23 protein-coding genes are annotated in these 24507 nt (G+C 65.6%); 17 read left to right on the forward strand and 6 right to left on the reverse strand.

Translation table 11 applies throughout. The features are described 5' to 3' along the window. The first annotated feature begins 31 nt into the window (after positions 1-31). Complete coding sequence (locus tag ACWPWT_RS09655) at positions 32-958, forward strand: right-handed parallel beta-helix repeat-containing protein (protein WP_454279468.1); 927 nt, start codon at positions 32-34, stop codon at positions 956-958. Here ACWPWT_RS09655 and ACWPWT_RS09660 read toward each other — a convergent pair. Next, a complete protein-coding gene (locus ACWPWT_RS09660) occupies positions 933-2312 on the reverse strand; it encodes a putative O-glycosylation ligase, exosortase A system-associated (protein WP_454279469.1) in 1380 nt (459 codons plus the stop codon). The two genes, ACWPWT_RS09655 and ACWPWT_RS09660, sit on opposite strands and share 26 nt — an antisense overlap. Beyond that, on the reverse strand, positions 2305-2442 hold the full coding sequence (locus ACWPWT_RS09665; RefSeq protein ID WP_261269158.1) for a hypothetical protein: 138 nt from the start codon (positions 2440-2442) through the stop codon (positions 2305-2307). The genes ACWPWT_RS09660 and ACWPWT_RS09665 overlap by 8 nt, the downstream gene beginning before the upstream one ends. 95 nt (positions 2443-2537) lie before the next feature. Here ACWPWT_RS09665 and ACWPWT_RS09670 point away from each other — a divergent pair, with 95 nt between their 5' ends. The 3 genes from ACWPWT_RS09670 (at position 2538) to ACWPWT_RS09680 (ending at position 5075) form a co-directional block, all read left to right on the forward strand. Next, positions 2538-3761 carry a TIGR04063 family PEP-CTERM/XrtA system glycosyltransferase gene (locus ACWPWT_RS09670; protein ID WP_454279470.1) on the forward strand — a complete coding sequence of 408 codons (1224 nt, stop codon included), beginning with the start codon at positions 2538-2540 and terminating at the stop codon, positions 3759-3761. Further along, positions 3758-4444: a hypothetical protein gene (locus ACWPWT_RS09675; protein WP_261269156.1), complete on the forward strand. Its 687-nt coding sequence runs from the start codon at positions 3758-3760 to the stop codon at positions 4442-4444. The genes ACWPWT_RS09670 and ACWPWT_RS09675 overlap by 4 nt, the downstream gene beginning before the upstream one ends. A gap of 118 nt (positions 4445-4562) precedes the next feature. After that, positions 4563-5075 carry a hypothetical protein gene (locus ACWPWT_RS09680; protein WP_261269155.1) on the forward strand — a complete coding sequence of 171 codons (513 nt, stop codon included), beginning with the start codon at positions 4563-4565 and terminating at the stop codon, positions 5073-5075. 200 nt (positions 5076-5275) lie between these two features. On the opposite strand, the gene acnA is transcribed toward ACWPWT_RS09680, so the two are convergent. Next, complete coding sequence (gene acnA, locus ACWPWT_RS09685) at positions 5276-7963, reverse strand: aconitate hydratase AcnA (protein WP_454279471.1); 2688 nt, start codon at positions 7961-7963, stop codon at positions 5276-5278. A gap of 323 nt (positions 7964-8286) precedes the next feature. On the opposite strand from acnA, the gene ACWPWT_RS09690 reads away from it, so the two are divergent. The 6 genes from ACWPWT_RS09690 to ACWPWT_RS09715 all read left to right on the forward strand — a co-directional run bounded on the left by ACWPWT_RS09690 (position 8287) and on the right by ACWPWT_RS09715 (position 11065). Next, a complete protein-coding gene (locus ACWPWT_RS09690; RefSeq protein ID WP_454279472.1) occupies positions 8287-8511 on the forward strand; it encodes a hypothetical protein in 225 nt (74 codons plus the stop codon). Between the two features lie 152 nt (positions 8512-8663). Then, entirely contained in the window at positions 8664-9212 is a 549-nt protein-coding gene (locus tag ACWPWT_RS09695; protein WP_454279473.1) for a helix-turn-helix domain-containing protein, read from the forward strand. Between the two features lie 61 nt (positions 9213-9273). After that, entirely contained in the window at positions 9274-9621 is a 348-nt protein-coding gene (locus ACWPWT_RS09700) for a hypothetical protein (RefSeq protein ID WP_261269152.1), read from the forward strand. A 51-nt stretch (positions 9622-9672) separates the two neighbouring features. Beyond that, positions 9673-10152 (forward strand): hypothetical protein, encoded by a 480-nt coding sequence (locus ACWPWT_RS09705; protein ID WP_454279474.1) that lies wholly within the window; start codon positions 9673-9675, stop codon positions 10150-10152. After that, complete coding sequence (locus tag ACWPWT_RS09710; protein WP_454279475.1) at positions 10142-10600, forward strand: hypothetical protein; 459 nt, start codon at positions 10142-10144, stop codon at positions 10598-10600. The genes ACWPWT_RS09705 and ACWPWT_RS09710 overlap by 11 nt, the downstream gene beginning before the upstream one ends. Positions 10601-10696: 96 nt before the next feature. Beyond that, positions 10697-11065, forward strand: a complete 369-nt coding sequence (locus ACWPWT_RS09715; RefSeq protein WP_314732874.1) for a phasin family protein — start codon at positions 10697-10699, stop codon at positions 11063-11065. 43 nt (positions 11066-11108) lie between these two features. Here ACWPWT_RS09715 and ACWPWT_RS09720 read toward each other — a convergent pair whose 3' ends face one another. Genes ACWPWT_RS09720 through ACWPWT_RS09730 form a run of 3 tightly spaced genes read right to left on the reverse strand, consistent with a single transcriptional unit; the run spans position 11109 to position 17117 of the window. Then, on the reverse strand, positions 11109-12692 hold the full coding sequence (locus ACWPWT_RS09720) for an efflux transporter outer membrane subunit (RefSeq protein ID WP_454279476.1): 1584 nt from the start codon (positions 12690-12692) through the stop codon (positions 11109-11111). Continuing rightward, entirely contained in the window at positions 12692-15922 is a 3231-nt protein-coding gene (locus ACWPWT_RS09725; RefSeq protein ID WP_454279477.1) for an efflux RND transporter permease subunit, read from the reverse strand. The genes ACWPWT_RS09720 and ACWPWT_RS09725 overlap by 1 nt, the downstream gene beginning before the upstream one ends. 7 nt (positions 15923-15929) lie before the next feature. Next, positions 15930-17117 (reverse strand): efflux RND transporter periplasmic adaptor subunit, encoded by a 1188-nt coding sequence (locus tag ACWPWT_RS09730; protein WP_454279913.1) that lies wholly within the window; start codon positions 17115-17117, stop codon positions 15930-15932. A 249-nt stretch (positions 17118-17366) separates the two neighbouring features. Between ACWPWT_RS09730 and rpiA the strand changes: the two genes are divergently transcribed. The 7 genes from rpiA (at position 17367) to ACWPWT_RS09765 (ending at position 24468) form a co-directional block, all read left to right on the forward strand. Beyond that, positions 17367-18056 (forward strand): ribose-5-phosphate isomerase RpiA, encoded by a 690-nt coding sequence (rpiA, locus tag ACWPWT_RS09735; RefSeq protein WP_454279478.1) that lies wholly within the window; start codon positions 17367-17369, stop codon positions 18054-18056. Positions 18057-18129: 73 nt separating this feature from the next. Continuing rightward, positions 18130-20217, forward strand: coding sequence for a transketolase (gene tkt / locus ACWPWT_RS09740; protein WP_454279479.1), 2088 nt, complete (start codon positions 18130-18132; stop codon positions 20215-20217). Beyond that, positions 20217-21341: a transaldolase gene (gene tal, locus ACWPWT_RS09745; RefSeq protein WP_454279480.1), complete on the forward strand. Its 1125-nt coding sequence runs from the start codon at positions 20217-20219 to the stop codon at positions 21339-21341. The genes tkt and tal overlap by 1 nt, the downstream gene beginning before the upstream one ends. Before the next feature lie 76 nt (positions 21342-21417). Further along, positions 21418-22401, forward strand: coding sequence for a phosphogluconate dehydrogenase (NAD(+)-dependent, decarboxylating) (gene gnd, locus ACWPWT_RS09750; protein ID WP_454279481.1), 984 nt, complete (start codon positions 21418-21420; stop codon positions 22399-22401). After that, entirely contained in the window at positions 22398-23219 is an 822-nt protein-coding gene (locus tag ACWPWT_RS09755) for a Cof-type HAD-IIB family hydrolase (protein WP_454279482.1), read from the forward strand. The genes gnd and ACWPWT_RS09755 overlap by 4 nt, the downstream gene beginning before the upstream one ends. After that, positions 23216-23962, forward strand: coding sequence for an HAD-IIB family hydrolase (locus ACWPWT_RS09760; RefSeq protein ID WP_454279483.1), 747 nt, complete (start codon positions 23216-23218; stop codon positions 23960-23962). The genes ACWPWT_RS09755 and ACWPWT_RS09760 overlap by 4 nt, the downstream gene beginning before the upstream one ends. After that, entirely contained in the window at positions 23959-24468 is a 510-nt protein-coding gene (locus ACWPWT_RS09765) for a biliverdin-producing heme oxygenase (RefSeq protein WP_454279484.1), read from the forward strand. Before ACWPWT_RS09760 ends, ACWPWT_RS09765 begins: the two co-directional genes overlap by 4 nt. Positions 24469-24507 lie beyond the last annotated feature (39 nt).

The raw sequence follows: 24507 nt of genomic DNA on the forward strand, positions 1-24507 counted from the left end.
CGGCGCCCGCTTGTTATTTCAGGATATGTCGATGCGCCTGCTCCCGCTGCTGCTGATCGGTCTGACCTCCGGCGTCGCGCTTGCACAAGGGGCCTCCGCGCCGTTCACCGTCGGTGGGCGCGGCTTTGCGACGTTGCAGGAGGCGGTGGCGGCGATCGGCGACGGCGAGGGGACGATTCGCATCGCGCCGGGCACTTACCGCGAATGTGCAGTGCAGGGGGCCGGTCGTATCGCCTATGTCGCGACGGAACCGGGCAAGGTGATCTTCACCCGCGTCGCCTGTGAGGGGAAGGCGGTCCTGGTCCTGCGGGGGCGGGGGGCCACGGTGGATGGGATCGTCTTCAGCCATATCGAGGTGGCCGACGGCAACGGCGCGGGTATCCGTATCGAGAGGGGGCCGCTCTCGGTTACCAACGCGATGTTCCTCGACAGCCAGTCGGGGATCCTGTCGGCCGAAGACCCGAACGGCACTGTGACGGTCGACCATTCGACCTTTTCCGGCCTGGGGCATGATCCGACCGGCAATGGCGCTCATGGCATCTATATGGGGCGCTACAAGTCGCTGCGCGTCACCGCCTGCAGGTTCGAGCGGGGGCAGGGCGGCCATTACGTCAAGACGCGCGCTCCTTATGTCGAGATACTCGACAGCAGCTTCGACGACAGCCACGGCCACGCGACCAACTATATGATCGACCTGTCCAACGGCGCGAAAGGGCGGATCGCGGGCAACGAGTTCGTCTTCGGCCGCGACAAGGACAATCACTCGACGCTGATCACCGTCGCGCCGGAGGGGGCGAAGAACGACTCCTCGGGTCTGGTGGTCGAGAATAATCGCGCACGGCTGGCGCCGGGTGCGGACTTCAAACCGGTCTTCGTCGGCAACTGGTCTGGCGAGCCGCTGGCGATCCGGGGCAATATCCTAGGGGCCGGGATCACGCCGACGGCGCGGAAATGGTAGCCTTGCCACGCGGTGGAAGACGGCCGGTCGGTGGCTTCTGCCGCCCCTCGCGGGTACGCCGCGCCAGATAGGTGTCCAGCCCGATTTGTGCCGCCAGCAACTGATAGAGGAAGGGGTTGAAGGCGATTCCGACGAACGCCCCGCCCAGCAGATAGATCAGATGCGCATGTTGAAGCGCGCCGGCGAGATGTCCGCCCCAAAGCAGCGGATCGTCCGGCCGGCGATACCGACGGCGCAACGCCTCCATCCGCAACAGCCCGGCGATGTTGATGCCCAGCCACAGGAACAGGCCGGGCCAGCCCTGCTCTCCGAGCATCTCGAAATAGCTGGAATGGTAGGCGCGGGCATGGTCGGTGGTGACCTTCTGCTCGACCTTGCTGTCATGCGCCGACCCTTCGACCGTCGTAAGGTCGTAGCGCAGATTGTTCTGAAGATAAGCCTCGAAGCCGCCGCCGAACGGGTTGGAGGCGACATAGTCCAGCGTCCATTTCCACACCGCCAGCCGGGTCGAAGCCGATTCGTCCCCTTTATAGGTGCGGATGGTGTTCATCCGTTCGGTATAGGAGGCGGGAAGCAACGGCATGACCGCCACGCCCGCCGCCGCCAATGCACCGATATAGAGCAGCCGCCGCTTCACATCGCGCAGCATCAGCACCGCGAGCAGCGCGATGCACAGCAACCCCGTCCGCGCCGACGTGCCGACGGGGATCAGCAGGCAGGCGAAGATCAGCCCCGCGCCGAACAGCCGCACCCGCCGGTCGGGCGGGAAGATCGTGCCGTGCCTCATCAACCACAAAATGATCGGGATGGTCGCCACCGCGACCGCCGAGATGATGCTGCCCTCGTAAAAGCCGGTATTGTTGCTCACCATCAGGTTCAGTTCGCCATAACCGCCCCCGGAAAATAGCGTCTTGATCCCCCCGACGATGACGATCGAGGACAGCGACAGGATCACGAACAGCAACAGGGCCTCGACCCGCAAACGGGTGCGCAGGGTCATCGGCAGGAACACCGCAAAGGCCAGCGCCTTCCACACCCAGCTCCATTTGTCCGCGGCCTCGATCGGGAAATCGGCGCCGAAATAGGTGGTGATCGCGCAATAGATCAGCAGCAACAGGATGGCCCCCTGTCGCGCGGTGAACCGGCTGTCGCGCTTGTCGTCGGTCAATATCCATCCGCCCAGCGCCGCGACGACGGCAATCAATGAAATGGGCACGGCATTCAGCAGGTAATAGGTCAGCCGTTGGGGCGAGACGATGTCGATATAGACATAGACCAGCACCATCAGGAACGGCCGACGCAGGCCCATGGCGAACAGCCCGAACAGGAAACCGATCAGGAACAGGTCACGCATCGGGGCGCCGCCGCTTGCCAGGGGCGGGGCCCGCATCCCCCTCCTGATCCAGATCGCGGCGACCGAGCAATCGCCATGCGGCGATGAGCATCAGGCTATGGGTCAGCACAAGGGCCAAGCTGTCGATCATCGCCCTTCTTCCCGGCTAGAAACCCTACGCGTCGCCGATGCTTATAAGCCGCCGGTTGACGCGGCGTTAAGGGCTGGCATGACAGGCATATCGTCATGCGTATCCTGCATATTCTCGATCATGGCCTGCCGTTGCAAAGCGGGTACAGCTTTCGCACCCGCGCGATCCTGAAGGCGCAGGCGGCGGCCGGGCTGTCGGTCGCCGCCGTGACCGGGCCACGCCAGGGGGCGGGGACCGGAGGGTTGGAGACGGTCGATGGCCTGACCTTCTATCGCACGCCGGTTCGAGACTGCGGCGCGATGCGGCGCAGCGTGATCGGTGAGGGGGCGGGGCTGGCGGCGCAGGTTCGGGCCATCGACTCGGCGGTGAAGGCGTTTCGCCCGGATATCCTCCATGCCCATTCCCCCGTGCTCGACGCGCTGGCGGGATGGGTGGTGGCGCGGCGGCGCGGCTTGCCGCTGGTCTATGAGATACGCGCCTTTTGGGAGGATGCGGCGGTCGGCAACGGCACCGGCGTCGAGGGGAGTTCGCGCTACCGTGTCACCCGTGCGCTGGAAAGCTGGGCCTGTGCGCGCGCCGATGCGGTGGCGGTGATCTGCGAAGGGCTTCGTGGTGACCTGATCGAGCGCGGGATCGGCGCGGACAAGATCATCGTCTCGCCCAATGGCGTCGACCTGACCCTGTTCGGCCAGCCCGCGCCGCGCGACGAGGTGCTGGCGGTCGAGTGGGATTTGGCGGGGGCCGGGGGGATCGGTTTCATCGGCAGCTTCTATGATTATGAGGGGTTGGACGATCTGATCGCCGCCATGCCCCGGCTTGTGGCAGCGCGGCCCCGCGCGCGACTGCTGCTGGTCGGCGGCGGCCCGATGGAGGCGGCGTTGCGCGCGCAAGCCGGGCGTTCGCCGGTGGCGGACGCGATCCGTTTCGTAGGGCGGGTGCCGCATCAGGAGGTCGAGCGCTATTACGGGTTGGTCGATGTCCTGGCCTATCCGCGCAAGAAAATGCGGCTGACCGATCTCGTCACCCCCTTGAAGCCGCTGGAAGCGATGGCGCAGGGGCGACTCGTGGCGGCATCGGATGTCGGCGGCCATCGTGAATTGATCCGCGACGGCGTGACGGGGACGCTGTTCCCGCCCGACGATCCGGCCGCCCTGGCCGATGCGCTGGCGGGCTTGCTGGCCGACCGGTCGATTTGGGATGCCCGGCGTGCGGCGGGCCGGGCTTTCGTGGAGAAAGAGCGCGACTGGGCGTCGAATATTCGCCGTTACGAACCTGTTTACCACCGGCTATTACACGGGGCGTCGACGAGCAGCCTATGACCTTTACCGCCGAGCCCTCTCCCCATCGCTTCGCCCCCGCCCTGGCCGGTGGGGCGTTCGGCGTTATGGTCGCCTTTCTGGTGCTGGTCGCGCCGAACTGGCGGCTGGAGATGCTGGTGGCGCAGCTTGGTCTGGCGGACATCGTCGCCGCCGCGCAGCCGCCGTTGGGGACCAAGGCGCGGTTGCTGCTGGCGCTTGTCGCCGGATTCGGCGCGGGGGCGGTGACCTGGGCGGTTGCTTATCTGCTCTGGGGTCCCGGTGGCCTATTGGCGCGCAAGGCCCCGGCCGAGCATGACGAGGATGAGGATTATGTGCCCTCGGTCCGCCGTTCGGACCGGCATCCCGACGCGCCGCCGCGTCGACCGCTGCATGCTGCCGAGCTTGGTGCGCCGCCTCCGCCGGTCGAGGAGGAAATGATCGAGCGGACGCTGCCCGCCGACCTTGATCAGCCGCTCTCTGCCTATGATCCCGACGCGATCCTGTCGGTCCCGCGCGAACCGGTCCGCCCCGTTACGCCGATCGGTCTCGAAAATCCCATGCCCATCTCGCCGATGCGCGAGCCGGATCCGGCTGAAAAGGGGGCCGCCCTGCCGCGCCCGGACCGTGCGGAGGAATCGATCGAGGCGATGCTCGAACGGCTGGAGCGGGAAACCGCGCTGCGCAAGTCGCAACGATCGCATTGAGGTCGGGCGTGTGGCCGGGTTATGATCCGGCCGCCATCCTTATAGAGAACCGCGCCCGAACGCGGACACGATGGCATCCAACCGGCGAAACCCGCCGTTGCAGGATGTGGGAGAGATCATGTCGCGCGCTATCGTTCCGCTGAGCCTTGCCGTCGCATTGCTGTCCACCCAGGCGGCCATGGCGAAATCGCCCCAAAGCTATAGCTGGGGCAAGCCCGGCACCACCCGCGAATTGTTCGAGAGCGGCAGCCGCGCCTGCATGCTCAAGGCTGCGCGGCGTGATGTGACCGGGGATGACGAGGCGCGCAAATATGTCCGCGGTTTCGAGGTGCTCGAACGCGAGAACAACATGCCCGCGGTGGGGGGTGAGTCGGTGTTCGACCGGAGCGAACGGCAAGTCCTTCTCCGGCGTCTGTACCGCCCGGACCAGCATGTCGATGCCTTGCAGGCCCAGCTTCAGGACGAAGTGGATGGGTGTCTGGTTCGATCGGGCTATACCCGCTTTGCGCTGACCAAGGATCAGGAACGAACGCTGAAGCGCCTGCAAGCCGGGTCCGAGCAGCGGAAAGCCTATCTCTACACGCTCGGCAGCGATGCGCAGATCGTCGAGGCGCAAAAGGTCGCCGACTGACCCCATCCATCCCGCGCGAAAGATTGGGGCAGGAGCCACCTTGAGGTGATGGCGGAGGGGCGGGTGCGCGTGCCTCTCGGAACGCCCCGCCGATTCACCTCCGCTACCCATTCCAAGTGGAAAAAAAGGCCCGTCCGGATCGCTCCGGGCGGGCCCATTCTTGCGGGGAGGCGGGCCATCAGCCCGCCCCACCAGGCCGCTTACGCAGCCAGGTTGCGCAGCACGTACTGCAGGATGCCGCCGTTCAGGAAATATTCCAGCTCGTTGACGGTATCGATGCGGCACTTGGTCAGGAAGGTCTCGGTCGAGCCGTCCTTGCGGGCCAGGATCACTTCGACATCCTGACGCGGGCGCAGGCCTGCGACGTTCTGGATGGTGAAGGTCTCGGTGCCGTCCAGCTTCAGCGTCTCGCGGGTCACGCCCTCGGCGAACTGAAGCGGCAGGACGCCCATGCCGACCAGGTTCGAGCGGTGGATGCGCTCGAAGCTCTCGGTGATGACCGCGCGCACGCCGAGCAGGTTGGTGCCCTTCGCCGCCCAGTCGCGCGACGAGCCGGTGCCATATTCCTTGCCCGCGACGATGACGAGCGGCGTGCCGTCGGCCTTGTGACGCATCGCGGCGTCATAGATCGGCATCACTTCGCCGTCATACTGGGTCATGCCGCCTTCGACGCCCGGCACCATCTCGTTCTTGATGCGGATATTGGCGAAGGTGCCGCGCATCATCACGTCATGGTTGCCGCGACGCGCGCCATAGGAGTTGAAGTCCTTCTTGGCGACCTGATGCTCCTGCAGGAACGTGCCTGCCGGGCTGTCCGCCTTGATCGAACCGGCCGGGCTGATGTGGTCGGTGGTGATCGAGTCGCCCAGGATGGCGAGCGGCTTTGCCTCGATGATGTCGGTGACGGGCTTCGGCGTCATCTCCATGCCCTCGAAATAGGGCGGGTTGGCGACATAGGTCGAAGCGGCGGGCCAGGCATAGGTGTCCGAGCCGGTCACTTCGATCGCCGACCACTTGGCGTCGCCCGCATAGACGTTGCCGTAGCGCGAACGGAACATCTCGTCGTCGATGTTCGCATCCATCAGGCTGCGCACTTCGTCGTTCGAGGGCCAGATGTCCTTCAGATAGACGTCCTGGCCGTCCTTGCCCTGGCCGATCGGCGTTTCGCGCATGTCCTGCGTGACGGTGCCCTTCAGCGCATAGGCCACCACGAGCGGCGGCGAGGCGAGGAAGTTGGCGCGCACGTCGGGCGACACGCGGCCTTCGAAGTTGCGGTTGCCCGACAGGACCGAGGCGGCGACGATGTCATTCCCATTGATCGCCTTCGAGATCGGCTCGGCGAGCGGACCCGAATTGCCGATGCAGGTGGTGCAGCCATAGCCGACCAGGTTGAAGCCGATCGCGTCGAGATCGGCGGTCAGGCCCGCCTTGTCGAGATAATCGGTCACGACCTGCGAACCGGGGGCGAGCGAGGTCTTGACCCAGGGCTTGGGCTTCAGGCCCAGCGCGTTCGCCTTGCGCGCGACCAGGCCGGCGGCGACCAGGACGCTCGGGTTCGAGGTATTGGTGCAGCTGGTGATCGCGGCGATCACGACGTCGCCGTCGCCAATGTCATGGCCACGATCGTCGACCGAGACGCGCGCGGGCGCTTCCTTCTTGTACACCTTGGCGAGGTCGGCGTTGAACACGTCGTCGACTTCGGTGAGGACGACCTTGTCCTGCGGACGCTTCGGACCGGCCAGCGACGGGACGACCGTCGACATGTCGAGTTCCAGCGTGTCGGTGAAGACGGGGTCGGCGGCATCGTCATGACGCCAGAAGCCGTTCGCCTTGGCATAAGCCTCGACCAGCGCGACATTCTCGTCCGAACGCGCGGTGAGGCGCATATAGTCGAGCGTCTTGTCATCGATCGGGAAGAAGCCGCAGGTCGCGCCATATTCGGGCGCCATGTTGGCGATCGTCGCACGGTCGGCGAGCGTCATCGACGACAGGCCGGGGCCATAGAACTCGACGAAGCGGCCGACCACGCCCTTGGCGCGCAGCATCTGGGTGATGGTCAGCACCAGGTCGGTGGCGGTGATGCCTTCCTGGAGCTTGCCGGTCAGCTTGAAGCCGACGACTTCGGGGATCAGCATCGACACGGGCTGGCCGAGCATCGCGGCTTCCGCCTCGATCCCGCCGACGCCCCAGCCGAGCACGCCCAGGCCGTTGATCATCGTGGTGTGGCTGTCGGTGCCGACCAGCGTGTCGGGATAGGCGATCGCCGCCGAACCCTGCGCATGCTCGCCGGTCTCGGTCGAGGACCAGATGGCCTGGCCGATATATTCCAGGTTCACCTGGTGGCAGATGCCGGTGCCCGGCGGAACGACCGAGAAATTGTCGAGCGCCTTCGAGCCCCACTTCAGGAACTCGTAGCGTTCCATGTTGCGCTGATATTCGAGGTCGACGTTATCCTCGAAGGCCTTGGGCGTGCCGAACTCGTCGACCATGACCGAGTGGTCGATGACGAGGTGGACGGGAACCTGCGGATTGATCTTGGCCGCATCGCCGCCGAGCTTGGTGATCGCGTCGCGCATCGCGGCGAGGTCGACCACGCAAGGAACGCCGGTGAAGTCCTGCATCAGCACGCGGGCCGGGCGATACTGGATCTCGCGGTCCGAACGCTGGGTCTTCTGCCAGTCGACGATCGCCTGGATATCCTCACGCGTGACGGTCTTGCCGTCCTCGAAGCGCAGGAGATTCTCCAGCAGCACCTTCATCGAGAAGGGCAGGCGGCTGATATCGCCGAGCTGCTCGGAAGCCTTGGCGAGGCTGTAATAATCATAGGTCTTACCATCGACGTCGAGCGTCGAGCGGGTCTTCAGGCTGTCCTGGCCTATCGCAGTCATGGGCGTCCCTTCTTGGTCGAGCCGGGCACGCCCAGGGGGACACGGCAGCTTCAGCCGCGGGCAGGCGCGCCGGGGATAGATCCGGTTGACACGCGCGGCCTTAGCAATGGCTTGCTCCAAGGGGAAGGGTGTCGCGACGCGAAACAGGGGTGTCGCGGCCAAGCTGTCCCGGTCGGCGATCGAAAGCGTGGAAAATGCGTGGAACAGGCACGCCGAATGACGGGTTCAGCCATGGTGAATGGAGTTCGGACGATGCGCGGCCTGTTATTATCCTTGTTTTCCAAGCCCGCGCCCGGTCGCGGGGCCGCCATTGAAGAGACCTTTTGCGCCGTCCTGGCCGGATGGCGGCGATGACGCGCGACCAGCCAAAAGTGCCGCGCCGCCCCGATCCAATCGTCGCGGTCGGTCTTTTGACCCAGCGAGACCTCGACGTACTGGGGTCGGGCTTTCGCCGTTCCTTCCCGGTCGAGGAGGATGCGGCGTTCGACGACCTGCTTCGTGCACTCGATTCGATCGAGGGTATCAAGCTGCCCGGTAAACCCGGCTAATAGGCGTCAATAATCGAAGTAAACGATTAACTTTGTTTCTTAATGGTTCCTTCCGCGCCGGATCGGTGACGGAACGGCTTGGCGTGGCCCCATAGTCCCGGCTAGGGCATATTCATGCCTGGACGGATCCTCCGGCGTGGCCGGAAAACGAGATGACCCCCGAACGTTTCGCCCTTCTTACGCGCCGCCACCGCGAATGCCTGCGTGGCGTGAAAGCGCTCAAGGGGTCCAAGGAAATCGCCACCGAACTGGGCTTGGGAAAATCGACGGTCGACAGCTATCTGGCGGAGGCGGTGCGCCTGCTCGGCGCGCGCAATCGCCGCGAGGCGGCCTTGGCCCTGGCCGAATATGAGGCGGAGGCGGGTGACCAAGTCAATGTAATCATTGAAGAAGATGCCCCGCATAAAATCATACCCGATTCTTCGGGGCTGTTTTCCGAGCCGAACCCTGTGCCAGTTCCGATCTCACCGGATGGGAGTACGGTCGGTGGGGCGGTGCAGGACGGCCATGTCCACGCATCGTCCCGCTTGCCCCTTCCGATCCGGCGGCGAGGTCAGCTCCGCAACGACATGACGATGGCCGAAAGGCTGTTATGGGTTCCCACGATCGCCATCGCATTCGCCATCGGCTTCGGCATGTTGGCGACCGGATTGGACGTGATGACCCGCGTGATCGGTCGGATGTCGCACCTTGCCGGTTGACCATGGTCCACCGCGCCCTGTTTTCGCGGCGCGCGGGCATCACGAACGGGGAAGGCGAGCGATGACGGCAGAGCATGAAGCGGCGGTCCAGGTGACCCGTCTGTTGTGGAAGCTGGAAAATGATCTCGATGCGGCCTTTGCGACCGCAGGCGCACTGGCGGTGGCCTTGCCCCAGGCGCGGGCGGAGGCAAAATTGTCGGCGGTGGTGGGGCAGCACGCCTTCGAACTGCTGAGCCAGGCGATGCTGGCGATCGGCCAGGCACGCGGCGCCGCAGTGCAGAGCCACCGCGTGCTGGAGAAGGTCGGCAAGACGATCGGGTTCGATGCCGACGATTATGGCGATACCCGTCCCAAGCCGCCCGAAGTGACCGGGCTGGTCGCGCCCACGCCACTGCGCGTTGCGGCCTGAAGACCGCTTCGGCGACGTGCCCGCCCCCGCTTCCTGTTCGCGGTGCGCGTCGTGACGCATATTTATATTTTTCATATCCTGCAGGGCGCGGTCTGTCTTTACGCGCTGCTCCGTGGCGGGCGCCCCGAAAGATGGACCGCGATCATGTTGTTCTTCGCCTCGGTGGCGACATGGCTCATTCCCTTCGATCCCTCGACCAGCTTTCGCTCGATCGAGACGTTCGAACTGGTCATCGACCTGTCGTTGATGGGCGGGTTGATGACGGTCGCCTTGCTGGCCAACCGGTTCTGGCCGCTCTGGTTGGCGGCGCTGCACCTGCTGGCGATCGGAATCCATGGGGTGCGCGGATTCGACGCCGATCTGGTGCCGTGGATGTATGCGGCGGCGGGGGGCAAGCTGGCCTATCCGATGATCCTGGTGCTCGCCCTGGGCGTGATGCGGCATCAACGGCGGCTGGCGATCCACGGACAGGACCCGGACTGGAGCCTGCCATGGCGGGCGAACTGGCGGAGGATGCGCAATGACGTCTGATCTGCGCCTTCTCCATTGGCCGGAGGACGATCGTGCCAGCTTCACCCAGTTCACCGTCATCATGACCGAGGTTCAGGCCCGTATCCAGGCGATTTCCGGCGAAGCGGGTGGCGTGCCGGTGCCCCGTCCTCCGCGCGAGCCCACGCCGCGCGAATGCGCCGCGATGATCCTGCGCCACCGGCACGGCGTTCGCGCGATGGCGCGGGCCGATGGCGATCTGTTCGGTGATCCCGCCTGGGAAATCCTGTTGGCCCTATTCGCGGCGGACGTGCCGCAGAGCGAGACGGCCATTTTGGAGGCGACGGGCTTTGCCCCCGACGGATTGGTCGGGGCCCGGTGGGTTCGCCTGCTCATGGCGAGGGACTGGGTCGCTCGGACTGTGGAGGGACGACTGCGCCTCACCGATAAGGGGCTCGCGAGCCTGAGCGCGATCTTCGAGCAGATGTAACCTAGCCGCTTCGGCGTCGTCACGGCAGGATGCCGTGCAACTCCCGGCGCGCCCAAGGGTTCAATCGAAACGGACGATGGGCAAGGAGAGTATGAAATGGCCGACGATTTCGGAAATGGTGGCGGTGCAGGCGCGATCGGTGGCGATATGGGCGCGGAGCGCTTCACCGACAGCCTGAAGGGCGCTGGCGAGGCGATGAAGGCATCGGGGCAGAAAATGGCCGAGGGCGGTTCGGTGGTGACGCTCAAGATGCTCGATCAGGCCGAAACCAATGCGCGCGAGGCTTTTTCCGCCATGCGCGCCGCCGCCTCCGCCAAGGATCTGTCGGACGTGATGCGCATTCAGACCGACTTTCTGCGCGAACAGGGAAACCGGTCCATGTCGCAGGCGCGCGAGATCGGCGAGTTGATCGTCCAGTTCGGTCGGGATGCCATCGGGGCGGCACGCGGCCCCGAACAAGGCTGATGCTTTCGTCCCGCCCCGGCCCTTCGCGCCGGGGCGGGACGCTTTATCCGCCGGGCGTCAGCGGCACCGGGCCGTCGGGCGTCGCTTCCAGGAGTGAATCGCCGCCCAGCACGCGGTAGAGCGACACGCGGTTGCTGGCTTCGACCAACTGGGTCGCGATCACCGTCCGCTGCGCCGAGTAGAGCGAGCGCTGCGCATCCAGCGTGTTGAGGAACGGTGTGATGCCCCCGCGATAGCTCGCCTCGGTCAATCGATAGGTATCGGCCGCCGCCGATAGGAAGCGGCGATTGGCGCCAAGCTGATCCGCGATCGTGCCTTGCCGCGCCAAAGCATCGGCGGTCTCCTGAAAAGCGGTCTGGATCGCCTTTTCATAGGTCGCCAGCGCCGCATCGCGCTGAGCCTCGGTATATTGGACGTTCGCGACGCCCGCTCCGGCCTGGAAGATCGGATAGCTGACTGCGGGTGCGACCGAATAGTTGAAGCTGCCGCCCGAGAAGAGCGAAGTCAGTGCCGTACTGGCGAAACCGACCAATCCGGTCAGCGAGATGCGCGGGAACAAGGCCGCGCGCGCCGCGCCGATCTGTCCATTGGTGGCGCGCAGCAGATACTCTGCCTGCACCACATCGGGGCGGCGCAACAGGATGCCCGAGTCGAGCCCGGCGGGCAGGGTGGCGATCGTCGGCGCCGCTTGCTCGATCGAACGAGGAAGCAGGGCGGCATCGATCGGCGCGCCGACTAGGAGTTGCAGCGCGTTCACGTCTTGCGCAACGGCGGTCTTCTGCTGCGCCAGATCGGCCTGCGCGGTCGCGAGCACCTGTTCGGCCTGCCGCAGATCGGTGCGCGGTGCGATCCCGCCGGTCAGCCGCGCACGGGTCAGCGTGACGCTGCGTTCCGCATTGGCCGCGGTCTGCTGCGCGATGGTCAGCAGGCTCTGGTCCGCCGCATAGTTGAGCCAGGCATCGGCAATATCCCCGACCAGGGTCAGCCGGGTCGCACGTGCCGCCGCTTCGGTCGCGAAATAACGGTCGAGCGCCGCCCCGGTCAGCGAGCGGATGCGGCCGAACAGATCCAGTTCGAAGGCAGTGGTGCCCAGATTGACCGACCAGGCGCTGCCGCTGCCATTCGCGCCGGAAACGATCGTGCCACCGGCGCCACCGGTGCCGGTTCCCGTACCGCCCGTGCCTGTTCCGCCCGTGCCTGTCCCCGTACCCGTTCCGGTGCCGCCGGTACCGGTCCCCGTGCTGCCATTGCCGATGGCCTGGCTGCCCGCCCCGCCCGATCCCCGGTCGGTATAGCTGTAGCGGCCGGTCGCATCGATCTGAGGAAACAGGCTGCCGCGTTGGATGCGATATTGCGCGCGGGTCGAGGCAATGTTCGCCGCCGCCACGCGCAGGTCGCGGTTATTGGCCAGCGCCTGAACGATCAGCTGCTGCAACCGGGCGTCGCGGAACACGTCGCTATAGCGGACGCTGGGCAGCGCCGCTTCCGACTGGCGAAGATAGGCGTCGCCGATCGGCCATGACGGCGGGACCGGTGTCGCGGGTCGCTCATATCGGGGAGCCATCGAACAGGCGGACAGCGCGCTCGCGGCCAGCAGCATGGCGGGGAAGGGGGACAGGATACGCATCAGGCCTGCTCCGTGCCCGGTTTTTGCTCGACGGGCTTATGGCCCGCACCATGTTCGCTCATCGGCTTGCCGCGCAGCCGCGCCAGACCGTTGCGCACCGAACGGCGCACCAGCACGAAGAATAGCGGGATGTAGAAGATCGCCAGGACCGTCGCGGTCAGCATCCCGCCGATCACGGCGGTGCCGATCGCGATACGGCTGTTCGCGCCCGCACCCGTCGAGATGGCGAGCGGCAACACGCCGAAGATGAAGGCGAAGCTGGTCATCAGGATCGGACGCAGACGGATCTTGGCGGCCTCCAGCGCGGCGTCGATGACGCGCTTGCCCTGTTTCTCCGCCTGCTCCGCGAATTCGATCATCAGGATCGCGTTCTTCGCCGCTAGCCCCATCGTCGTCAGCAGACCGATCTGGAGATAGACGTCGTTGGTCAGCCCGCGCAGCGTCACGAAGGCGACCGCACCGATCAGGCCCAGCGGGATGACCAGCAGCACCGCGAACGGGATCGACCAGCTTTCATACAGCGCGGCGAGGCACAGAAAGACGACCAGGATCGACAGGCCATAGAGGATCGGCGCCTGACCGCCCGACAGCCTTTCCTGATAGGACAGGCCCGCCCAGGCGATCGAGGTGCCAGGAATCTGCGAAGCCAGTTCGGTCATCCGCTGCATCGCGTCGCCCGAGCTGTAACCCGGCGCGGCTGACCCCTGAAATTCGTAAGAAGGGATGCCGTTGAACCGCGACAGGGTGGTGGGCGCCACGCCCCAGTTGATCGTCGAGAAGGACGAGAAGGGGGCCATTTGCCCGCTCGACCCGCGCACGAACCATTGTTTCAGGTCCTCGGGTTCGCCGCGATAGGGCGCATCGCCCTGGACGAAGACGCGTTTCACGCGGCCGCGATCGATGAAGTCGTTGACATATTGCCCGCCCCAGGCGGTCGACAGGGTCGAGTTTACCTGTTGCTGGGTCAGCCCCAGCGCCGCCAGTTTCTGCTGGTCGAGGTCGACGCGCAGCGTGGCGATGTCGGGCAGCTCGGTCAGGCGGACCGAGGCGAGCATCGGGTCGGCATTGGCCTTGGCGAGCAGCTGGTCGCGGATCGCCTCGAACTTTTCCAGCGGCATGCCGGAGATGTTCTGCAACTCCATGGTGAAGCCGTCCGACTGGCCGAGGCCGCGAATGGCGGGCGGGACCAACGCGAAGACCTGCGCGTCGCGAAGCCCCCGGAACGCGGCGGAGGCACGGCCGGTAATCGCGTCGGCGTTGTTTTCCTTGCCCTTGCGGTCGGCCCAGTCGACGAAGTTGATGAAGCCCTGGCCGGTATTCTGACCGCTGGTGCCGCCACCGCCGCCGCCCGCGACGGTGAAGAGCACCTTGACGTTCTTGCCCTCATTCTGGGCGAAATATTGCTCGACCCGGCGCTGGACTTCCATGGTACGGCCCTGGGTCGCGCCGGCGGGCAGACGGAACTGGATGATCGCCGACCCCTGATCCTCGGTCGGCAGGAAGCCGGTGGGCAGACGCAGGAACAGGATCGCCAGCAGCGCGACGACGCCGACATAGATCAGCAGGAACAGCCATTTGCGATCAACCACGGTGCGTACCGCGGAGGTGTATTTCTCGACCGTCCAGTCGAAGCGGCTGTTGAAACCGTCCTTCGCGCGCTGAAGCCCATGCGCCACGCGCGGGAACTTGCGGTCGAGCCAGGCGCCTTCTTCGCCCTCCTTGGCCTTTTGCTTCAAAAGGCTTGCGGTCAGGGCGGGCGACAGGATGATCGCGACGGCGACCGACAGGATCATCGCCGAGACGATGGTGATCGAGAACTGGCGATAGATGACGCCGGTCGATCCACCGAAGAACGCCATCGGCAGGAACACCGCCGACAGGACGAGCGCGATGGCGATCAGCGCGACGGTGATCTCCTTCATCGACTCGATCGTCGCCTCGCGCGGGGTCATGTCGGGATTTTCTTCGAGCAGTCGCTCGACATTCTCCACGACCACGATCGCGTCATCGACCAGCAGGCCGATCGCCAGCACCAGCCCGAACAGGGTCAGGGTGTTGATCGAAAATCCCGCCAGATAGAAGATGGCGAAGGTACCCAGCAGCACCACCGGCACCGCGATCGTCGGGATCAACGTCGCGCGCCAGCTTTGCAGGAAGACGAACATCACGATGACGACGAGGATAATCGCCTCGATCAGCGTCTTGACCACCTCGTCGATCGACAGCTTGATGAAGGCTGTGGTGTCGTTGGCATAGGCGACCTTCAGGCCCGGCGGAAAGGTCTTGGCGACGCGGGTGATCTCCGCCTTGACCAGCTCGGCGGTCTTCAGCGCATCGGCGCCCGGCGCCATCAGCACGGCGATACCGGCGCCCGGATGCTGATTGATCCGGCTGACCGCGGCATAGCTTTCCGCGCCCAATTCGATCCGCGCCACATCGGACAGCTTGACCGTTGCGCCGTTGTTCAGCGTCTTGACGATGATCTCGCGAAACTGCTCGGGCGTCTGGAGCCGCGACATGGAGGTCACGGTGGCGTTCAGCATCTGCGTGGTGGGCGACGGGGTGCCGCCGACCTCACCCGCCGCGACTTCGGTATTCTGGTTCTGGATCGCAGTGACGATGTCCGAGGGTATCAGCTGATAGGAGGCCAGCCGCTCCGGGTTGAGCCAGATGCGCATCGCATATTGCGAGCCGAAGACATTGGTGTCGCCCACGCCCTGGATACGGCCGAGCGGATCCTGGAGATTGGAGACGAGATAATCGGAGACGTCCTGGTTCGTCATCCGGTTCGTCTCGTCATACACGCCCGCGATCAACAGGAAGTCGGGGTTCGACTTGCGGACGACCAGGCCCTGTTGCTGCACCTGTTGCGGTAGGCGCGCGACCGATTGCTGGACCTGGTTCTGGACCTGCACCTGCGCGATGTCGGGATCGGTGCCCTTGGCGAAGGTCGCGGTGATCGTCACCGAGCCGCGGCTGGACGAGGAGGACTGGAAATAAAGCAGCCCGTCAATGCCGGTCAGCTGCTGTTCGATGACCTGCGTGACCGAATTCTGCAGCGTCTGGGCGGAGGCGCCGGGGAAGGTGGCGCGGATCGACACCTGGGGCGGGGCGACGTCCGGATATTGCGCGATGGGCAGGCCCATGATCGCGCCGACGCCTGCCAGCATGACGATGATGGCAAGAACCCAGGCGAAGATGGGACGATCGATGAAGACGCGGCTGAGCATGGTTCGGTCAGCCCGCCTTGCCCTTGGCGGCCTGCATCTTCTTCAGCTGTTCGGGCGAGGGGGGCTGGACCTTTTGCGGGCTGTCGGCGGGGACCGCCTTCACGCTCTGCCCTGCGCGCAGATTGGCAAGGCCCTGGGTCACGATCCTGTCGCCGGGCTTCAGCCCATCGGTGACCACCCAGAACGCACCCTGGGTGCGTTCGGCGCGGACCGTCTTCTGCTGGACCTTGTCGTTCGGGCCGACGATGAACAGCGTCGCATTGCCCTTCGGATCGCGGGCAATCGCCTGTTGCGGGACCAGATAGGCGCCGGTGTCGATCGCCTGCGCGAAGCGCGCGCGGACGAACATGCCGGGCAGCAGCAGGCCTTGCGGATTGGGAAAGCGCGCACGCAGCGTTACCGTGCCGGTCTGCGGATCGACCACGGCTTCGGCGAACTCGACCGTGCCGATCTGGCCGTAATCGGTCCCGTCCTCGAGCCGCAGCGAGACACGCGCGCTGGCGGGGATCAGGCCGTCGCGGGCCGCCAGGCTGCGGCGAAGCGACAGCAGGTCGGACGCCGACTGCTGAATATCGACGAAGATCGGGTCCAGACGCTGAATCTGCGCCAGCGGATCGGTCTGGTTGGAACTGACCAGCGCACCGACGGTGAACAGCGAGCGTCCGATCCGCCCGCTGATCGGGGCGGGGACGGTGGTGAATTGCAAATTGACGCGTGCCGTCTCCAGCGCGGCACGGGTCTGCGCCACCTGCGCCGCCGCCTGTCGAGCCGATGCCTGGGCGTTGGTATAATCCTGCTTCGAGATCGCCTCGATCTGCGCCAGCGGGCGATAGCGTTCGGCCTGTATCCGCGTCGCTTCCGCATTGGCCTGCGCGCTTTGCAGGTTCGCCGCGGCCTGGTTCACCGAGGCGCGATAGAGGCGGGGATCGATCTCGTAGAGCGGCTGGCCCCGCTTGACGAGCGAGCCCTCGGTAAAGAAGCGGCGGCGGATGACGCCGGTCACCTGCGGGCGGACGTCGGAGCTTTCGAAGGCGGTGGTCCGCGCGGCCAGTTCGGTCACGATCGGCGCGTTGGTCGGCTGCACGGTCACATAGCCGATGGTCGGCGTCTGCTGCTGCCCGCCAGCGCCCCCCTTAGACGCGCCGCCCTTGTCACCACCACCGCATGCCGACACGCTCGCCAGCGCCAAGACCATGGCCGTGCCGGCAAGCGCCCGGCGCCCGCGAAAGCCTGGAAAGTTCAAATCGTCCACCTGCCTGAAATGCCGAGCGGGAGCCCGGCTCGCACGTCAATGCGCGATCCGGGCAAATGTTGCTGTCTCGTGGCAAAGTGCACGAGGCGGGGTCGAAAAGGCAAGGGATGATGGCCTATTTGCGGATGCCTTAATTGTCGCAATTTGTCGCGCTGCGACAAATCCGGCGATGCGGGAGCTTTTGGGGTTCTGATGCATTCTCAAAAAGACATGATCGATCGGGACGCCGACAAGCGCCTGGCCGCAGTCGCTGCGGTGCAGGAGGTATGCGACGATATGCTGGTGGGCCTGGGAACGGGCTCGACGGCAGCGCATGCCATTGCCGCGCTGGCCAAGCGTCGGCTGCGGATCGAGACGGTGGCGACGTCGCACGCCAGCGCGAAGCTGGCCGAATCGCTGGGGATGCGCGTGCGCGATTTCGCCGAGGTGGCGCGGATCGATCTGGCGATCGACGGTGCGGATGCGATCGACGCGGAACTGTACGCGGTCAAGGGAGCAGGCGGCGCGATGCTGCGCGAGAAGGTGGTGGCGGACGCCGCCGACCGGATGATCGTGATCGCCGATGGTTCGAAGCGGGCGCAACGGTTGGGCGGTACCCCGCTGCCGGTCGAAATCCTGCCCTTTGCCAAGAGCTATGTCGTTGCGCGATTGGCCCATTTCTTCGACCGGACAGCCGAACGACCCGATTATCGCACCGACAATGGCAATATCGTCGTCGACGGCCATGGCTGGGACGACACCGCGCTACAGACCCTGGCGGATTCTCTGGTAGCGATACCAGGCGTTGTCGGGCATGGTCTGTTCCTGCGCGAAATCGACGCGGCCTATATTGCCGATGGCGGGATCGTTACCCGGCTGGAACGGGGGCGGAACCCGCGCTAAGGCCGGTCGCGCATGGCAACCAGAGCGAGCGCGGACGCGTTCGATCGCATAATGAAGGATGAGGCCAGACTCCATGACCGACGCCACCACCCACGCCGTGGCCGATACCCATCTGCATGAAGACGGGTCGATCGAGCGACTGACCATCGACACCATCCGCACCCTGTCGATGGATGCGGTGCAGCAGGCCAATTCGGGCCACCCCGGCACCCCCATGGCGCTCGCGCCCGTCGGTCACACCATCTGGTCGAAATTTCTGCGCTACGACCCCGCGCATGCCGATTGGCCCAATCGCGACCGCTTCGTGCTGTCGGTCGGCCATGCCTCGATGCTGCTCTACTCGCTGATCCACCTGGCGGGGATCGTGGAGATCGACGCGGACGGCAACAAGTCCGGCAAGCCCGCGCTGAGCCTGGAGGACCTGAAGGGTTTCCGCCAGCTCAACTCGAAGACGCCGGGCCACCCCGAATATCGCCACACCACCGGCGTCGAGACGACGACCGGTCCGCTGGGCGCCGGTTGCGGCAACTCGGTCGGCATGGCGATCGCCGAGCGCTGGCTGGCCGCCCATTTCAACCGCGAGGGTTTCCCGATCTTCGACCATGACGTCTATGTCGTGTGCGGCGACGGCGACATGATGGAGGGCGTGGCCTCGGAAGCGGCTTCGACCGCCGGCCACCTCAAGCTGTCCAACCTCTGCTGGATCTACGATTCGAACCAGATTTCGATCGAGGGCGGCACCGATATCGCGTTCAACGAGGATGTGGGCAAGCGGTTCGAGGCCTATGGCTGGAACGTCATCCATGTCGACGACGCCAATGACGTGGGTGCGCTGACCGCCGCGCTCGACACCTTCAAGGCGACCCAGGACAAGCCGACCTTCATCGTCGTGAAGTCGGTGATCGGCTATGGCAGCCCCAAGGCGGGCAGCGAGAAGGCGCATGGCGAGCCGCTGGGCGAGGATGCGATCCGCGCGACCAAGAAGGCCTATGGCTGGCCCGAGGACGCCAAGTTCCTGGTCCCCGACGGCGTGCGCGAAGCCTTCCAGGGCGCGATCGAAGCGCGCGGCAAGCCGCTGCGCGACGAATGGGTCGCGATGACCGATCGCTACCGCGCCGAATATCCCGACCTCGCCGCCGAACTCGACGCGATGCTCGCCGACAAGCTCCCCGAGGGCTGGGACAGCGACATCCCGGTGTTCGAGGCGGATGCCAAGGGCATTGCCAGCCGCGACTCGGGCGGCAAGGTGCAGAACGCCATCGCCGCCAAGGTGCCGTGGCTGATCGGCGGCTCGGCCGACCTCGCGCCCTCGACCAAGACGCTGATCAAGGACGGCGGTTCGTTCCAGCCGGGCAGCTATGAGGGGCGCAATTTCCACTTCGGCGTGCGCGAGCATTCGATGGGCGCGATCGTCGACGGCATGGCGCTGTCGCACCTGCGCTCCTATGGCGCGACCTTCCTGGTCTTCTCCGACTATATGCGCGCGCCGATCCGCCTCGCCGCGATCATGGAACTCGGCGCGGTGTTCGTCTTCACGCACGACTCGATCGGCGTGGGCGAGGACGGCCCGACCCACCAGCCGATCGAGCATCTGGCGACGCTGCGTGCGATCCCCGGTCTGGACACCATCCGTCCCGGCGATGCGAACGAAGTGGCCGAGGCATGGCGCTGCGCCGTCGAGTCGGCCAGCCACCCGACTGCGCTGATCTTCTCGCGCCAGGCGCTCCCCACCCTCGATCGCGGCAAATATGCGCCCGCTTCGGGCGTGAAGAAGGGCGGTTACGTCCTTGCGGATTGCGACGGCACACCCGACATCATCCTGATCGCAACGGGGTCGGAACTGTCGCTGGTGACGGACGCCTATGAGACGCTGAAGGCCGATGGCATCAAGGCGCGCGTCGTCTCGCTGCCGAGCTGGTATCGCTTCGAGCTGCAGGATGCGGCCTATAAGGAAAGCGTCCTGCCGAAGGGCGTGACCAAGCGTCTGGCGGTCGAGCAGGCCGGGTCGATCGGCTGGGACCGCTATGTCGGGTTCGAGGGCCGCACGATCACCATGTCGACCTTCGGCGCTTCGGCGCCGCTCGCCAAGTTGCAGGACAAGTATGGCTTCACCCACGACAATGTCGTGAAGGTGGCCCGCGAAATGCTGGAGACCAAGTGATGAGCAAGCTGTCGGAACTGGGCGCCAAGGGCTGCGCCCCCTGGCTCGATTTCGTCGATCGCAAGTTCCTCGAGGCGAAGGGCTTGGAAAAGCTCGTCGCCGAGGACGGGCTGACCGGCGTCACCTCCAACCCGTCGATCTTTGAAAAGGCGATGGGGCATGGCGACGCCTATGACGGCACGCTGGCGGCGTTCGACAAGGAAAATCCCGGCGCGGCGACCATCGACCGCTACGAGCATCTGGCGATCCAGGACATCAAGGCGGCGGCGGAAACGCTGAAGCCCGTCTATGACCGGCTCGACGCCAAGGATGGCTATGTCAGCCTGGAAGTGTCGCCCTATATCGCTGACGACACCGATGCGACCATCGCCGAGGCCGAGAAGCTGTGGCACGCGGTCGACCGCCCCAACCTGATGATCAAGATCCCCGGCACCGACGCGGGCGCACCGGCGATCTCGGCGACCATCGCCAAGGGGATCAACGTCAACGTCACGCTGCTCTTCTCGAAGGCCGCCTATATCAAGGTGGCCGAGGCCTATGCGGCCGGGCTGGAAGAGCGGGTCAAGGCCGGTCAGCCGATCGACCGGATCGCCAGCGTCGCCAGCTTCTTCGTCAGCCGTATCGATTCGGCGATCGACAAGAAGATCGATGACCGTGTCGCGGCGGGTGATGCCGAAGCCGAGGCGCTGAAGGCCGTGCGCGGCAAGGTCGCGATCGCCAACGCCAAGATGGCGTATCAGTGGTATCTGAATTTCCTGAAGTCCGACCGCTGGCAGGCACTGGCCGCCAAGGGCGCACAGCCGCAGCGGCTGCTCTGGGCGTCGACCGGGACCAAGGACCCATCCTTCCCCGACACGCTCTATATCGACACGCTGATCGGGCCGGACACGGTCAACACCATGCCGCCCAAGACCATGGACGCCTTCCGCGACCATGGCACAGTGGCCGAGACGTTGACCGCCGATATCGACGAGGCCAGGCATGTCTTGGCAGAGGCCGAGCGTCTGGGCCTGGATCTGGACGGCGTGACCGACACGCTGGTGGCGGAGGGGGTCGCCTCCTTCGTCAAGGCCTTTGACGATCTGCTCGGCGCGATCGGGCAGAAGCAGCCCGAAGCGGCCTGATCCGACAGGCCCCCTTCCCAAGGCGGGAAGGGGGCCTTTCACTTTCTACGACATCAAAAACATAATGGAGTTCCGCATGAAGATCGGTCTGGTCGGCCTTGGCCGCATGGGTGGCAATATCGCGCGTCGCCTGATGCAGGCTGGGCATCAGGTTGTGGCCTGGGATCGCAGCGACGAGGCGGTGCAGACGCTCGCCAAGGACGGCGCCGAGGCGGCCACGGGGCTGGAGGACATGGCCACCAAGCTCGCCGATAAGGCGATCTGGTGGGTGATGCTGCCCGCAGGCGGCCCGACCGAGGACACGATCGCGGAGATCGCCAAGCTGGCCAAGGACGGCGACGTCGTGATCGACGGCGGCAACAGCTTCTACAAGGACGATATCCGCCGCGCCAAGATGCTGGCCGAACAGGGTATCCATTATGTCGATGTCGGCACCTCGGGCGGCGTCTGGGGCCTGGAGCGCGGCTATTGCATGATGATCGGCGGCGACAAGGAAACGGTCGACCATCTCGACCCGATCTTCGACGCGCTGGCGCCGGGGCTGGGCGATATCGTCCGCACGCCGGGCCGCATCGCCGAGAAGGTCGATCAGCGCGCCGAGAAGGGCTATATCCATGCGGGTCCCGCCGGTGCCGGTCACTTCGTCAAGATGATCCACAACGGTATCGAGTACGGCCTGATGCAGGCCTATGCCGAGGGCTTCGACATTCTGAAGTCGAAGAACAGCGACAAGCTGCCCGAGGACGAGCGGTTCGACCTGAACCTGACCGACATCGCCGAGGTCTGGCGTCGCGGCAGCGTGATCTCATCCTGGCTGCTCGACCTGACCGCGATCGCGCTGGCGAAGGACGAGATGCTCGAGCAGTTCTCGGGCCATGTCGCCGATTCGGGCGAGGGCCAGTGGACGATTGACGCGGCGATGGAGGAGAAGGTCCCGGCCAACGTCCTGACCGCCTCGCTCTTCGCGCGCTATCGCAGCCGGGTCGATCACACCTATGGCGACAAGGTGCTGTCGGCGATGCGCTTCGGCTTTGGCGGCCATACCGAAATCCCGCAATGAGCCTGCCGATCCGGCTGGTCGTGTCGGACGTCGACGGCACACTCGTCGACCCCGACAAGAAGCTGCGCGCCGCCACCATCGCCGCCGTCAAGCGGCTGGAGGCGGCGGGGGTCGGCTTCACCATCATCAGCGCCCGGCCTCGTTCGGGGCTGGGATGGCTGGCCGACGAACTGGCGATCGATGCACCGATCGGCGCGTTCAACGGCGGGACCGTGTTCCGCCGCGATGGCGGCATTGATGCTCGGTTCCGCGTGCCGGTTGATGTCGTAAAGGACGTACTGGCGATGGCGGCGGACCACCCCGTCGCCATCTGGGTCTTCGCCGACGATCGCTGGTATGCCAGCAGCGGTGAGGGGACCCATGTCGATCACGAGCGCAAGGCTTCGTCGCAGGAGCCGGTCATCACGCAGGACTTTTCCGCGCTGATCGACAAGGTCGACAAGATCACCCTGGTCAGCGACGATGCCGAGTTGCTGCGCGGTCTGCATGAACAGGCCAACGCGGCGCACGGGTCGGCGGCGACCATCGCCCAGTCGCAGACCTATTATCTCGACGTGACCGCGCTTGAGGCCAATAAGGGCGACGGCGTGGCGACCCTGGCCAAGGCGTTCGGCGTGTCGCTGGACGAGGTGGCGGTGCTGGGCGATCAGGCCAACGACCTTCCCATGCTGACCCGCGCGGGCCTGCCGATCGTGATGGCGAATGCGCCGGATGCGGTCAGGGAACAGATTTCGGTACACACCCGTTCCAATGCCGAGGATGGCGTAGCCTATGCCATCGACACCATCATCTTTCCCCGAATTGGAGTCGCTTCATGAAGCAACTGGTTGCGTTCGACCTCGACGGTACGCTGGCCGAAAGCAAACAGCCCTTGGGCGAGCCGATGGGGCAGGCGCTCGCCGACCTGCTCGACGTCGCGCATGTCGCGGTGATTTCGGGCGGCGACTGGCCGCAGTTCGACAAGCAGGTGGCGAGCCGCCTGCCCGAGCGCGCCGACCGCACCAAGCTGTGGCTGATGCCAACGACCGGCACCAAGCTCTATACCTATCAGGACGGCCAATGGACCCCGGTCTATGCCGAGCTGTTCGACGATGCGACCAAGGCCAAGATCCTAGAGGCGTTCGACGCCTCGCTGGAGGCAACCGGCTTTGTGCCCGAGCAGACCTGGGGCGAGCGGATCGAGGATCGCGGCAGCCAGATCACCTTCTCGGCGCTCGGCCAGCAGGCGCCGATCGACGCCAAGGAACATTGGGACCCCAAGTTCGAGAAGCGCAAGGTCATCCAGGCCGACCTCAAGCAACGCCTGCCGGGCTTGTCGATCAACATGGGCGGCGCGACCTCGATCGATATCACCCGCGAGGGCGTCGACAAGGCCTATGGTCTCAAGAAGCTGCATGACGCCAGCGGCATAGCGCTGGATGCGATGATGTTCATCGGCGACGCGATCTTCCCCGGTGGCAACGACTATCCCGCCAAGGAACTGGGCCTCGACACGGTGCGCGTGCGCGATCCGGAAGAGACGCTGGCGGTCATTGCGGGGATCGTCGCCTGCCTGAAGTGAACGGCACCGCGTCGCTGGTCCTGCGCGAGCGAACCGGCCCCGCGCATGAGGCGGTGGATGCCGCCTATGGTCGATATCGGCTGGACGATCGGGAAAGCTATACGGCTTTCCTGATCGCCCACGCCCGCGCGCTTCCGGCGGTCGAGGACTGGCTGGCGGCGCATGAGGTCGGCTTCCCATGGCGGTCGCGTCGGGACGCGCTGGCGGCCGACCTTGCGGTGTTGGGGCGGGACATGCCCGAGCCCATGACGATCGATCTGCCGGGGGACGAGGCGGCGCGGTGGGGGGCGCTGTACGTCACCGAAGGGTCGCGGTTGGGCGGCGCGATGCTGGCCCGGCAAGTGGGGGAGGGGCTCCCCAAGGCTTATCTCGAATCGACTTTCGGCCCGGGGGAATGGCGCGATTTCCGCCATGCGCTGGATGCGGCAGCGATGGGCGATCCGTGGATCGACCGTGCCGTGGCGGCGGCGACGACCGTCTTCGCATTATACGGGCGGGCGGCCTAGCCCCCGCCACCCGTCCTGAGCCACCCGCCGTGTCGCGAT

It is taken from the genome of Sphingomonas sp. Marseille-Q8236 (genome assembly GCF_965112005.1).